At 43.2% G+C, this 14131-nt stretch carries 9 protein-coding genes; 8 read left to right on the top strand and 1 reads right to left on the bottom strand.

Annotation, left to right across the window (positions count from 1 at the left end; all coding sequences use genetic code 11):
• Nucleotides 1-178: 178 nt before the first annotated feature.
• The 8 genes from IRQ95_RS00245 (at nucleotide 179) to rmf (ending at nucleotide 13427) form a co-directional block, all read left to right on the top strand.
• Nucleotides 179-5020, top strand: a complete 4842-nt coding sequence (locus IRQ95_RS00245) for an NAD-glutamate dehydrogenase (RefSeq protein ID WP_194435022.1) — start codon at nucleotides 179-181, stop codon at nucleotides 5018-5020.
• A gap of 46 nt (nucleotides 5021-5066) precedes the next feature.
• Nucleotides 5067-6077, top strand: a complete 1011-nt coding sequence (gene pyrD / locus IRQ95_RS00240; RefSeq protein ID WP_194435021.1) for a quinone-dependent dihydroorotate dehydrogenase — start codon at nucleotides 5067-5069, stop codon at nucleotides 6075-6077.
• A gap of 182 nt (nucleotides 6078-6259) precedes the next feature.
• Nucleotides 6260-6805, top strand: coding sequence for a cell division protein ZapC (locus IRQ95_RS00235; protein ID WP_194435020.1), 546 nt, complete (start codon nucleotides 6260-6262; stop codon nucleotides 6803-6805).
• A 458-nt stretch (nucleotides 6806-7263) separates the two neighbouring features.
• Nucleotides 7264-9387: a bifunctional 23S rRNA (guanine(2069)-N(7))-methyltransferase RlmK/23S rRNA (guanine(2445)-N(2))-methyltransferase RlmL gene (gene rlmKL / locus IRQ95_RS00230; protein ID WP_194435019.1), complete on the top strand. Its 2124-nt coding sequence runs from the start codon at nucleotides 7264-7266 to the stop codon at nucleotides 9385-9387.
• 11 nt (nucleotides 9388-9398) lie between these two features.
• Nucleotides 9399-9641: a glutaredoxin family protein gene (locus IRQ95_RS00225; RefSeq protein WP_194435018.1), complete on the top strand. Its 243-nt coding sequence runs from the start codon at nucleotides 9399-9401 to the stop codon at nucleotides 9639-9641.
• Nucleotides 9619-11535 (top strand): ABC transporter ATP-binding protein, encoded by a 1917-nt coding sequence (locus tag IRQ95_RS00220; RefSeq protein WP_194435017.1) that lies wholly within the window; start codon nucleotides 9619-9621, stop codon nucleotides 11533-11535. Before IRQ95_RS00225 ends, IRQ95_RS00220 begins: the two co-directional genes overlap by 23 nt.
• Before the next feature lie 7 nt (nucleotides 11536-11542).
• Nucleotides 11543-13087, top strand: coding sequence for a DUF3466 family protein (locus IRQ95_RS00215; RefSeq protein ID WP_194435016.1), 1545 nt, complete (start codon nucleotides 11543-11545; stop codon nucleotides 13085-13087).
• Between the two features lie 166 nt (nucleotides 13088-13253).
• Nucleotides 13254-13427 carry a ribosome modulation factor gene (gene rmf, locus IRQ95_RS00210; protein ID WP_194435015.1) on the top strand — a complete coding sequence of 58 codons (174 nt, stop codon included), beginning with the start codon at nucleotides 13254-13256 and terminating at the stop codon, nucleotides 13425-13427.
• A gap of 133 nt (nucleotides 13428-13560) precedes the next feature.
• Here rmf and fabA read toward each other — a convergent pair whose 3' ends face one another.
• Nucleotides 13561-14079 (bottom strand): bifunctional 3-hydroxydecanoyl-ACP dehydratase/trans-2-decenoyl-ACP isomerase, encoded by a 519-nt coding sequence (gene fabA / locus IRQ95_RS00205; protein WP_194435014.1) that lies wholly within the window; start codon nucleotides 14077-14079, stop codon nucleotides 13561-13563.
• Nucleotides 14080-14131: the final 52 nt, after the last annotated feature.

The following is a 14131-nucleotide window of genomic DNA, read 5'->3' as shown; positions in this document are numbered from 1 at the left end:
AGAACCTTAATCACATTATCAAACATTTCGTCTCAATCTTTCTGAAAAGAGTTAACCGCTAGATAACATAATCGATACAATGGTACGGCATTACTAAGATTAAGCACTATGCTTACAACAACCTATAGTGCTTAGACGACATCCCAACAATTTAGAATTCTAATAGTGGAGTGTGATTATGACCGTGCGTGAACCTCTAATGCCGGTTCTTCTTGAAAAGGTATATCAGCTGATTCAGGACAAACTCGAACTTGCTCAACAACCCCTAGTTAACCAACTTGCTCAGCATCTTTTTAGCAACATTGCTCAAGATGATTTATTGGAGCGCAACGAATCCGATTTATATGGTGCTGTGGTTAGCTTATGGCATCATCTTAATGACAAAAAGCCTCAAGACATTTCTGTAAGGGTGTTCAACCCAACGGTGAGTAAACAGGGTTGGCAATCGACCCATACTATCGTTGAGATTGTGGTGCCAGATGGTCCATTCTTAGTGGACTCGATAAAGATGGCATTAACACGTTTAGATTTAGCTTCTCACTTAATGCTGCATGGTCCTACACAAATAAAACGCGATAAAAAGGACAAGATACTGAGTATTGAACAAGGAGAAGGTGAGTTACTCTCTATTTTCCATATTGAGGTAGACCGTTTAAGTGATAAACAAGCAATGGCTTCGCTGAAAGAGGAACTGCTTGATATCTTGTCGGATACTCAACTTGTGGTGACAGACTGGAAACAGATGGTCGAGAGATTGCAATTCGTAACGGATCAAGTTGAGGGGCTGCAAGGTAAGGTTGAGATCGAACGCGATCATTACGAAGAAACGATCCAATTCTTACGTTGGTTGGGCGATCATAACTTTACCTTTATGGGCTATAAAGAATACGACCTGATCAATGATAACGGCGAGATGGAGCTTAAACCGACCACAGAGAAAGGTTTAGGCCTGTTCTCATGTGAAAAGCGCGTGCGTAGCGTTAAGCTTTCTGAGTTTCCTGATTCGGCGCGTTTAGAAGCGGAAAAACCGTTTTTACTGATCGTGACGAAAGGCAATACGCCTTCACGAATTCATAGACCGGCCTATACCGATTACATCGGGATTAAGAAGTTTGATAAAAATGGCAAAGTTGTCGGTGAGCATCGCTTTACCGGGCTTTATACCTCCGCGGTGTATAACCAAAGTGTTGGTGGTATTCCACTTATCCGCGAAAAAGTTCAGCGTATCCTTAAGGCGAGCAGCTACAGGGAAGGATCTTATTCCTACAAAGCACTGCACAATATTTTAGAGAACTATCCGCGTGATGAGCTGCTGCAAGCAAGAGAAGAAGAATTGCTTGAAGTGGGGATGGGCGTGGTGCAGATGCAAGACCGTGACATGCTGCGTTTGTTTGTTCGCAAAGACCCATTTGGTCGCTTCTTTAGCTGTATGGTGTATGTCACTAAAGATCGTTATAACACCGAATTACGTCGCCAAACGCAAAAGATCTTTAAACAGTATTTTGGCTGTGATCAAGAAGTAGAGTTCACCACTTATTTCTCGGAGAGCCCACTTGCTAGAACGCATTATATCGTACGTGTAGATAACAATAATATGGATGTTGATGTGAAGACCATTGAGCGCAACTTAGTTGAAGCTTCATCAAGTTGGGATGATCGTCTCTCAGACGCGATTGTCGCAAACTTCGGTGAAAGCAAAGGTCTACCGCTATCGAAAGAATATATGCGCTCTTTTCCTCGTTCATACAAAGAGGATGTATTAGCGGCTTCTGCAGTGGCAGATATTGAACGTCTAGAATCTCTCAATGATGATAATAAGCTGGGTATGTTGTTCTACCGCCCACAAGAGCTTGCGAGTGATTCGAAAGCGGTGCGTTTTAAACTCTATCATCGCGATGAACCTATTCACTTATCTGATGTGATGCCTATGTTGGAAAACCTGGGTTTACGTGTAATCGGTGAGTCACCATACGAAATTCATAAAGCGAATGGTCAGGTTTACTGGATCTTAGATTTCTCAATGTTACATAAGAGTGATAAGACTGTAGACCTACGAGAAGCACGTGACCGATTCCAGCATGCGTTTGCAGCAATTTGGCAAGGCGAGCTAGAAAGTGATGGCTTTAACCGTTTAGTACTTGGTGCATCGTTAACTGGCCGTGAAATTTCAATTTTACGTGCTTATGCCCGTTATATGCGCCAAGTTGGCTTCCCATTCAGCCAACAATATATTGAAGATACGCTGAATCACCATCCAGAGTTGGCAGGGGATCTTGTTCAACTGTTTAAGAAGCGTTTTGATCCAAAATCGAAAGGTAGCGAGAAAGGACAGACAACGCTAATCAACAAGATCACTTCGCAACTTGAACAAGTAGAAAGTCTCGATGACGATCGTATTATTCGTCGATATATGGAGATGATCACCGCGACGTTGCGGACTAACTATTACCAGCTTGATGAAGATAAGCAGCCAAAACCTTGGCTCGCCCTTAAACTTAAACCAAGTGATATTCCTGAGATTCCACAGCCGGTGCCGGCTTTTGAGATATTCGTTTATGCGCCTGATATTGAAGGTGTGCATTTACGCGGCGGTAAAGTAGCACGTGGTGGACTGCGCTGGTCAGATCGCCAAGAAGATTTCCGTACTGAAATACTTGGTCTAGTTAAAGCGCAGCAAGTAAAAAATACCGTTATTGTTCCGGTTGGAGCAAAAGGTGGCTTCGTTTGCAAACGTCAGGCAATGCTCAGTTCACGAGATGAAATTTTTGCTGAAGGGCAACGCTGTTATAAGCGTTTTATCCGCGCACTTTTAGATGTCTCAGATAACATTATTGATGGCGAAGTTATTCCACCGAAAAACGTGATTCGTCATGATGAAGATGATCCGTATTTGGTTGTCGCTGCGGATAAAGGCACCGCAACGTTCTCTGATTTGGCTAACTCAGTGTCTGCTGAATATAACTTCTGGCTAGGAGATGCATTTGCTTCTGGAGGTTCGAACGGTTATGACCATAAAGCGATGGGTATTACCGCCAAAGGTGGCTGGGAGTCGGTCAAACGTCATTTCCGCGAAATGGGCATAAACTGCCAAACCACAGATTTTACGGCGGTTGGTGTCGGCGATATGGCCGGCGATGTGTTTGGTAACGGTATGTTACTGTCTAAGCATACTTGCCTTGTAGCTGCCTTTAACCACCTCCATATCTTTATTGACCCGAATCCAGATTCGGCAAGTAGTTGGCAAGAGCGTGAACGTCTATTTGATCTGCAGCGTTCTAGCTGGGAAGATTATAATGCCGACCTGATTTCTAAAGGCGGTGGCGTTTTCTCTCGTCGCGCGAAGTCAATTACGTTAACGCCGGAAATTCAAAAGTTACTTGGAACTAAGAAGAGTTCTCTTGCGCCAAACGATCTGATTAAGATGATCTTGTCGATGCAAGTGGATCTACTTTGGAACGGCGGCATTGGTACTTACGTTAAAGCATCAACTGAAACCCATATGGATGTTGGCGATAGAGCGAATGACGTACTGCGTATTGATGGTAAAGATCTCAATGCTAAAGTTGTTGGCGAAGGCGGTAACCTTGGTATGACACAGCTAGGGCGTATCGAATATGCGCTTGCTGGTGGACGAGTTAATACCGATTTTGTCGATAACGTTGGTGGTGTGGACTGCTCGGATAACGAAGTAAATATTAAGATCTTCCTTAATAGCTTGGTGGCTAACGGAGATCTAACCGTTAAGCAACGCAATGTGATTCTTGAATCAATGGAAGATGAAGTTGGTGAAATTGTCTTAGATGACGCGTATTGCCAATCTGAATCGATTTCCGTGACTGACTATCAAGGGGTTTCTTTAGTTAAAGAGCAAATTCGTTTTATTCATGCGATGGAAAAGGCAGGGCATCTGGATCGAGCATTGGAATATATTCCCGATGATGAAACCTTACTGGAACGTGAGAAACAAGGGCTTGGCTTAACTCGTCCTGAACTTGCTGTGCTGGTGGCTTATGGCAAAATGGTTCTGAAAGAAGAGCTTGTTCATGAAGATATTGCTAATGATGAGTTTCATGCTCAATTATTGGTTCAATATTTTCCATCTGAGTTACGCCGTAACTATTTCACGCAAATGGAAAGCCATCCACTACGTCGAGAAATCATCGCGACGGCGTTAGCGAATCAAATGGTCAATGAAATGGGTTGTAACTTCGTTACTCGTTTGCAAGAAGAGACTGGAGCTTCGGTTGTTGATATCGCTAATGCTTATGTCGCTTCGCGTGAGATATTTGGCTTGGGAACGGTACTTGAAGAAATTCGAGCACTAGATAATACGGCCACGACAACAGTTCAATATGACATGATGTTTGCGGTAAGGCGTACCTTGCGTAGAGTGAGTCGCTGGATTTTGCGTAATCGAAAAGGCCGTCAATCCGTAACTGCTTTAATCGATCTTTATCGCGCAGATGTGGATAAAGTGAGACAAGATCTTGATACATTATTGGTTCCTCAAGAAGTAGAAGAACACAACCAAGAAGCACAGGCTTGGGTTGAACAAGGTATGGCGGCTGAATTGGCTAATTATGTCGCGCGCTTATCAAGTTTATACTCAGTACTGGATATATCCACAGCATCCACTGAAAAAGGCATTGCGGTCGATAAAGTTGCTCAACTTTACTTCAATTTGGGTGATAGGTTGTCTTTACATTGGTTCTTGAACCAAATTAACAATCAAGCGGTTGATAATCATTGGCAAGCGCTTGCTAGAGCTGCATTTAGAGAAGATCTTGATTGGCAACAACGCCTACTGACGGCACAAGTTCTAAGCTGCGGTTGCCAGTTGGCTGATTTGGATGTGATTCAATCACTTGATGACTGGATTGCCAATAATCAGCTATCGCTAAATCGTTGGGAAAGCATCTTAAATGAATTCAAAGTGGGATCTGTGCATGAATTTGCAAAATTCTCCGTCGCTTTACGCGAATTGATGCTTTTAAATTTGAATTGTTCTGCAAATGAGTAAATAATAGCGCCCCGTTTATACGGGGCTTTTTTCTATCGGAGGCAGAATGCTTTACCGTCTAGCCAGGACTGGCTTTTTTCAACTTGATGCCGAAAAGGCACATGATTTAGCAATTCAAAACTTCAAGCGCTTTACCGGCACTCCTATTGATCTCTTCTATCGTCAGCAACTTCCTCATCGTCCAGTTGAATGTATGGGTATCACATTCCGCAACCCAGTAGGCCTAGCGGCTGGCTTGGATAAAAACGGTGAGTGTATTGAAGCGTTTGACACAATGGGATTCGGTTTCGTCGAAGTAGGTACAGTAACGCCACGCCCACAATCAGGTAATGATAAGCCACGTCTTTTCCGCTTACTTGAAGCTGAGGGTATTATCAACCGTATGGGTTTCAATAATCTAGGTGTTGATAATCTGATTGATAATATTAAGAAAGCAAAATACGACTGCGTCCTTGGTATTAATATTGGTAAGAATAAAGACACGCCTATTGAAAAAGGTACAGAAGATTACTTGATCTGTATGGAGAAAGTATACGAGTACGCAGGCTATATAGCAGTAAACATTTCTTCACCAAACACCCCGGGACTTCGCACACTACAATACGGCGAAGCGTTGGATGAGCTACTTGCTGCGTTGAAAGAGAAGCAAGCAGAGCTGCATGAAAAACATGGCAAGTATGTGCCGGTTGCTTTGAAAATTGCACCTGATCTTACTGATGATGAAATCAGCCAGATTTGCCAATCTTTGATCAAGTTTAATATCGATGGCGTCATTGCTACAAACACGACTTTAGATCGCGAAGTAGTGGAGGGCATGAAGCACTCTACTGAAGCTGGTGGTCTAAGTGGTCGTCCTGTTCAATCACGCAGTACTGAAGTTGTTCGTCTTCTTAATAAAGAGTTAGGTGATCAACTGCCAATTATTGGTGTTGGCGGTATTGACTCATTCGTTGCCGCGAAAGAGAAGATGATGGCAGGTGCGAAACTGGTTCAAGTTTACACGGGCTTTATCTATCACGGTCCAGGCTTAGTGAAAGACATCGTGAAGAACATCTAGCCATCGATTACTATGAGTGACGCCGTCACAATGCAACTAATCGAATTCTAGAATGATTTTGCAGAGGAAATGATAATTCATTTCCTCTTTTTTTTTGCATTTCATTGCATAAACTTTCGCTAATAAGAGGGAAAGGTAATTAAGCGGTTTACCTCTATTCACTTTAACTTGAGATCGGACTGATGCTTAAACCCAGCGACAAATGGACTTGGTACTATGACGATGCTAGCCAGCATTTGATGTTGGACTTAGGCAACGAAATGGTTTTCAAGACAAATCTTTGCAGAAAGTTGATCGTGGAGTGTGCTATCGGTGTTAATGAATTCACCGTAGATGACGCATCAGCTTTTCAAACGTATAAAGACCAAATCTCTCATATTGGCCTTAGCGAACCACGTCAGGCAGAATTGGCACTGTATTGTGTAGCAGCAAAACGCTTTCACAAGCCAGTACAGCCAAAGAGCTGGTTCTTCGATTGCCTGTCTGATGGCTCTAACTTACCCGAAGAAGGTGATTTTGTTCGCCTAGAAAATAGTTATGGTGAAGGGACCTTTATCGTACTAGAAGTAGGAGAGAGCGCAAGCTTGTGTGCGTCAATCAATTTGGACGAGTTTAGCCTCAATGGTCACAAAGGCCTCCAATTTGGCCAAGCCATAAAGGTGATGCATGACCGAATGCAAATCACTAATCACAGTTTCCTTACTCAGCCTATGAGATTAGTAGGCTAACTTTTATTGTTTCGTTCCTTTAATATTCATTTCTAGCCGGCTTATTCGCCGGCTTTTTTTTGTTTGCTAGAAGGTAATGGCATGCAAAGTATCATCAAAGCAGTGTGATTTCTCTTACAAAAAAACACCTTATTAGCCAATTTTTGCACAGCGAATTTCCTGTCGAAAAGCATCGGCGATGCATTTATTCCTCTATTTAGCTAACTATGTAACTAACTTACAGCAACAAAACTTGTTTGGTATAGACCAGTTTCACTGTAAATAAGTATTCACTACCGCCATGAGCACAATAAATAGGCGATTGCTTTCAATGTTTGCTTTTGTAAGAAAACCAAATCGAAGATTGATGAATTGCTAAGCGAACAATGCCAACTTAGCGAGAAAAGTGAGATTCAATTAACGAAAATGTGCGTGGTCGGGTATAATGCGGGGTCATTAATTACGAACATTAGAAGACTATGCATCAATATCTTGCGGTAACTTCAAACGGGTTAGAGAACCTGTTAGTAGAAGAACTAACAAAACTAGGCATTGCCGACGCTAAGCCAGTTCAGGCTGGGGTAAGGTTTAAAGCGACCAACGAACAAATTTATCGCTGCTGTTTATGGAGCCGCTTGGCTTCTCGTTTTGTCCGTATCTTGTCTGAATTTACTTGCGAAAATGATATGGATCTTTATCTTGCGGCATCTTCAGTTAACTGGGTAAATCACTTCCACAGCTCGAAGAAACTAGTGGTGGACTTTAACGGTACCAACCGTGAGATCCGCAATAGTCAATATGGCGCAATGAAAGTAAAAGATGCGATTGTGGATTGTTTCACTAAGAAGAATCTTCCTCGTCCGTCGATCAGTAAAGATCAAGCTGATCTTCGCATTCACGTTCGTCTACACAAAGATAAAGCGATTCTTGGTATCGATATGGTTGGTGGCGGTTTGCACCAACGCGGATACCGTGAGCAAGCAGGTAAGGCGCCACTGCGTGAAACACTAGCTGCAGCTATTATTTTGCGTAGCGGTTGGGATGCGACGAAGAACTTCCTAGACCCGATGTGTGGTTCAGGCACCTTAGTAATTGAGGCTGCGATGATGGCCGCTAATATGGCGCCAGGTGTTAAGCGTAAAGCTTGGGGCTTTGAAGTATTGCAAGACTTTGAAGCAGAGCTTTGGGCAGAGATTAAAGCTGAAGCGACTGTGCAAGCGCGCCGTGGTGTCAATAAAATTGACATCAAGTTTTTCGGCTATGACAATGATGAGCGTGTTATCAAAACGGCTCGTGATAATGCTCGTCGTGCCGGTGTAGAAGAGTTTGTTTCGTTTGAAACTGGCGATGCTGCTTTGCTTAAACGCCCTGAAGGTTTTGGCAATGGTGCGATTGTTTGTAACCCGCCATACGGTGAGCGTTTAGGCACGCATCCTGGTTTGATCGCGTTATACACGGCATTTGGTGCACAGTTAAAATCGCAGTTCGGCGGTTGCCAAGCTTCAATCTTTTCGAGTTCAGACGAGCTACTAAGCTGTTTGCGCATGCGTGCAGACAAGCAATTTAAGTTGAACAACGGTGCGTTACCGTGTCACCAAAAGAACTACCAAATCGCTGAGCGTTCAGGAGAAGTAGTGAGTGACAATGTCACTGAAACAGTGATTGCACCTGATTTTGCCAACCGTTTGAAAAAGAACATTGGTAAGATTGGTAAGTGGGCACGTAAAGAAGAGCTAGATTGCTACCGTATTTATGATGCTGATCTGCCAGACTACAATGTTGCAATCGATGTTTACCTTGATCACCTTGTTATTCAAGAATACGCAGCGCCTAAGAGCATTCCAGAAGAGACCGCAAAACGTCGTTTAACCGACATCATTCGTGCAGCTATCCAAGTAACGGGTATTGAAGCAAACAAAGTCGTGCTGAAAACTCGTGAAAAGCAGAAAGGTCGCTCTCAATATCAGAAGCTTTCACAGCAATCTGAAAAGATGCAAGTAAACGAATACGGTGTTGACCTCATCGTTAACTTGCATGATTACCTTGATACTGGTTTGTTCTTGGATCACAAGTTAACCCGTCGTCGTTTAGGTCAAATGGCTCAAGGTAAAGATTTCTTGAACCTATTTGCTTACACGGGCTCTGCGACGGTCCATGCTGCTTGTGGTGGTGCGCGTTCAACAACAACCGTTGATATGTCGAACACCTACCTAGAGTGGGCAAAAGAGAACATGCAGCTAAACGGCCAAGTGGGTCGTCAACATCAGTACGTTCAAGGCGACTGTCTACAATGGCTTGAGAAAGCAACAGGTAGCTACGACCTTATCTTTATTGATCCGCCAACGTTTTCTAACTCAAAACGCATGGAACAGACCTTCGACGTCCAACGCGATCATATCCAATTGATGCGTAACCTTAAGCGCCTGTTGAAGTCTGAAGGTACGATTGTATTCTCAAACAACAAACGCCACTTTAAGATGGATTTAGAAGCTCTGGCTGAGCTAGGTCTAGAAGCGAAGAATATTTCTTCTCAGACTTTGCCACTAGATTTCTCTCGCAACAAACATATCCATAACTGTTGGTTAGTGACACACAAAGGTTAATAGGACAACCATTGATTACCTTATATAGCACGGAAGGGTGCCATCTCTGCGAGATGGCACTGGCTTTGACACAACAATTAAACATTTCACTCCCTATTGAAGTGGTCGATATCGCATTCGATGATGAGCTATTTTCACGTTACGGGGTAACGATTCCCGTCTTGTCTTATGGTGAAAATGAGCTGAATTGGCCATTTGAATTAGAACAATTACAGGTTTGGTTAGAAAACAATGGCATTACTTACCATAAATAATGGCCTTCTAGGTTTTGGCGATCGCCCACTATTAGACAATGTTGATTTTGCATTGCAAGAAAATGAACGTGTGTGTTTAGTTGGTCGCAATGGAGCGGGTAAGTCGACATTGATGAAAGTGTTGGCTGGTGAGGTAATCATGGATGACGGAAAGTTAACCGTTACCCAAGATGTCGTTATCTCTCGACTAGAACAAGATCCGCCGCGTAACCAAGAAGGTACGGTCTTTGACTATGTGTCAGCAGGCCTGGCAGAGATTGGAGAACACCTTAAGATCTATCAAGATCAACTCGATCTAATCGCAAAAGATCCAAGCGAAAAGAACATTAATAAGCTAGCTCGTATTCAAGAGCAATTAGAACACACTGGTGCATGGCGTTTTGAAGACCGTATTCAGAATGTATTGACTGCGCTTAAATTAGACGGACACACCAAGCTAACTGACTTATCGGGTGGTTGGCAGCGTAAAGCGGCACTTGCACGCGCACTTGTTCGTGATCCGGATGTATTACTGCTAGACGAACCTACCAACCACTTAGATGTCACGACGATTGAGTGGCTGGAAAACTTCCTTAAAGACTTCCGCGGCTCAATTATCTTTATTTCCCACGACCGCGCATTCATTAAGTCTATGGCTACGCGCATCGTTGATCTTGATCGCGGTAAGCTTGCATCGTTCCCTGGTAACTATGATCAGTACTTGGTCGATAAAGAAGAGTCTTTACGTGTTGAAGAGATGCAGAACGCTGAATTCGACAAGAAATTGGCTCAAGAAGAAGTATGGATTCGCCAAGGCATTAAAGCTCGCCGTACGCGCAATGAAGGTCGTGTACGTGCGCTGAAAAAACTGCGTGAAGAACGCTCTGACCGACGTGAAGTGCAGGGCAAAGCGAACATTCAAATTGATGATGCAAACCGTTCAGGTAAGATCATCTTTGAAGCGCAAAATCTTAGCTACTCGATTGATGGCCAGAGTATCGTTTCTGACTTCTCGTTTAATATCATGCGCGGTGATCGCATTGCTCTTATTGGTCCAAACGGCTGTGGTAAGAGTACGTTACTTAAGTTGTTGTTAGGTGATATTGAAGCGAACGAAGGGCGCTTGCATTGTGGTACTAAACTTGAAGTTGCTTACTTCGACCAATACCGTGAAGTGCTTGACCCAGAGAAATCAGTGATCGATAACCTTGCCGATGGTAAACAAGAGGTGACGGTAAACGGTCGTCAACGCCACGCATTAAGCTACCTACAAGATTTCTTGTTCCCACCGCATCGCTCTCGTACACCAGTGAAAGCGCTATCAGGTGGTGAGAAAAACCGCTTACTACTAGCGCGAATCTTCCTGCGTCCAAATAACTTATTGGTGCTAGATGAACCAACTAACGATTTAGATATCGAAACTTTGGAACTTTTAGAAGATTTGCTTGCCAACTATCAAGGTACGTTATTACTTGTAAGCCATGACCGTCAATTTGTAGACAATACAGTTGCGACGAGCTGGATCTTTGAAGGTAATGGCGTCATTGAAGAGTTTGTCGGTGGTTATCATGATGCACAGCAACAACGTGCGCAAGTGAAGCAGTCTCGTGCGGTTGAAAAACCAGCAAAAGAGAAAGAGGTAGTTGAGGTAAGTCTCAAATCCGCGCCTGTGAAAGCAAAGCCGAAGAAGTTATCCTATAAACTACAGCGCGAGCTTGAAGAGCTCCCAGCGAAACTTGAAACGCTTGAAGCCGATATTGAGTCGCTGCAAGAGTTGGTTAACAGTGCCGACTTCTTCACTCAACCAGTTGATAAAACTCAACCCGTATTAGATAAGCTCGCTGCGGTAGAGCAGGAGCTAGAAATTGCCTTCGAACGCTGGGAAGAGCTAGAAGCAATGCAACAGGAAAGTTAAGATTTTGATGAGAAGTAACGTATTTAAATTATCGGCTGTCGCAGCAACAGTTTGTGCATCGTTTGCAGTTAATGCTGCAGTGTATAAAGTGGAGCTGTATGGACCAGTTGATTCCAATTCAAAAACCTATGGTGTTGCTATTCAAGACTCCCCAGTGAATTGCTGGGCTGACGGCGCAGATTGTCAAACTACACAAACTAATGACCATAGAATTGCTGTTGAAGAACGTAGATTCGCTGCCGGCTTTGATTATCGAGATGAAGCGCCATTTTTTTACGAATTTGGATTTGAGTGGTTAGCGAGAGGTGAGGATGGATTTCAAGATTACTGCGGTCGCTTTCTGGGTTATGTAGACAACCTTTGCGATAATTGGGTCGATGAGCAGTATAATCGAGGATACGCGAATGAAGTAAATGGTGTTACTGATAACACAACCGCATTCATTGAAACTACCCAACAAAACGCAACAGACCAGAATGTGATTATAAATAGTGTTTCGCCTTTGGTTGGAACACACTATGGTTCAGGTTTTACATCGAGAACTGTTGCATTTGTTGACGGCTCAGACCTCGACATCACCGGTTTTACTCAAAGTAAAGCATGGGAAAAAGCGGGTAACTTGACTGTTGGTAGTGTTTCGAAAGCTCACTCTCCAACAGAACTTATATCTCAAGCAGCAATTTGGGATAACAATTCGTTAAAGCTGGTTGCGACATCTGGCAGCGCTGACGGCGATTCAATGCCTCAAGGCAGTGCAAGAGCAATTAAGAGTGATGGTACATTTGCTGTTGGTTATAACTCTACATCGAATAATTTGCCAGTTGCTGCTGTTTTTGACTTGAACAACTTGAATAGCATTCCAACCAAGTTTGTTTCTGCGTATAACGATGATAATAAATATCTAAATTCCGTTTTAACCTCGGTAAATAGCAATAATATTGCTATTGGTACAGTTAAGTATCGGGAGAGTAATGATGGTGCATATTCTAACAGTCTTTTTTATGTACCAAACATAACAGCAGGTTCTCTTTCTGCCAGCAGCTTCTCGGGAAATATTTTCTTTAAGAGTGCAAATGGTAAAGCTGGCGCGATAAATAATCGTAATGAAGTTGTAGGTCAAATTGATTATGAACGTCATTCGGAGAAAGGTGGGAAACCGCGAGCTCAACGTGCTTTCGCCACTGTATTAGGTGATCGTAGTCAATCAGATGCACCATTTAAAAACGGTGCATATTATCTAGACGATTTAACGTACGGCTTAGCGGAAAATAATAAATATCGTATTATCGATGCAACGGATATTAGCGATGCGAGTGTTATATCCGGTACGGCTTACTATTGCGCGAGCGGATATGAATCCAATGCTATTAACGCTACTTGTGGTCAAAGAGAAACAATAGTAGCCGTTAAGCTGATACCAATTGCGGGAACTAGCGCGTCAGATATTCAGTCTCGCCCAGTTGAATCTAACAAGATCGAGCGTTCAGGCGCCTCTCTAGGTTGGCTAGCGTTAGGTCTGTTAACTCTGTTAGGTTTTAGACGTAAGCAATAAATAAAATTGTAAACTAGAGCCAGATCTCACAGTTTTGAGGTCTGGCTTTTTTTATTGCTTGTGAAAGGGACGGTTTTGTTCGATTCTTTAATGGTGGAGTAATAAAAGCGCCACACAATTTTAATAGTAGTACTTAGACACACCCGTATTGTATGAGGACGACACTATGAAGAGACAAAAGCGTGACCGCCTAGAACGTGCACAATCTCAAGGTTACAAAGCAGGCTTAAATGGTCGTTCGACCGAAGCTTGCCCATATCAACAGATGGACGCTCGTTCGTATTGGCTCGGTGGTTGGCGTGATGCCAGAGAAGACAAAACAGCTGGCTTTTTTAAGTAGTTTACTCTCTTCACATACAGCATAAGGAAATGAGCCCCGAAAGGGGCTTTATATTACCACTCTAATGCACTATAACTAAAATGCTTGGTTAAAAATAAACGACTCCGTAGAGTCGCTTATCCATAAATCGGATTTAGAAAGAAGAAGTATCCTGGAAGAGGCCAACTTTCAGATCTTTTGCTACATAGATTTCTTTACCATCGACTAAAACTTTGCCATCCGCTAAACCCATAACCAATCGGCGGTTTACAACACGCTTCATGTGGATTTCGTAGGTTACTTTCTTCGCAGTCGGTAGGATTTGGCCTGTAAACTTAACTTCACCAACACCTAAAGCACGGCCTTTACCTTTGCCGCCAACCCAACCTAAATAAAAGCCAACCAGTTGCCACATTGCATCTAAGCCAAGGCAACCTGGCATTACAGGATCACCAGGGAAGTGGCAATCGAAAAACCATAGGTCCGGAGTAATATCCAATTCAGCAAGGATTAAACCTTTGCCAAAATCACCCTCAGTTTCGGACATCTTAGTGATGCGATCCATCATCAGCATATTAGGTGCTGGTAGTTGAGGGTAGCCTTCGCCAAACAATTCACCTTGGCTAGACGCTAGTAGATCTTCGCGATTATATGATTCACGTTTGTTTTGCATTATCAATTACTCCAATTTTTGATAGCTGCAGTTTAGAGAACACGTGTACGCT

Source organism: Vibrio fluminensis (assembly GCF_015278125.1).
GTDB classification, from domain to species: Bacteria; Pseudomonadota; Gammaproteobacteria; order Enterobacterales; family Vibrionaceae; genus Vibrio; species Vibrio fluminensis.
This window is presented reverse-complemented; position numbering and strand designations above follow the sequence as displayed.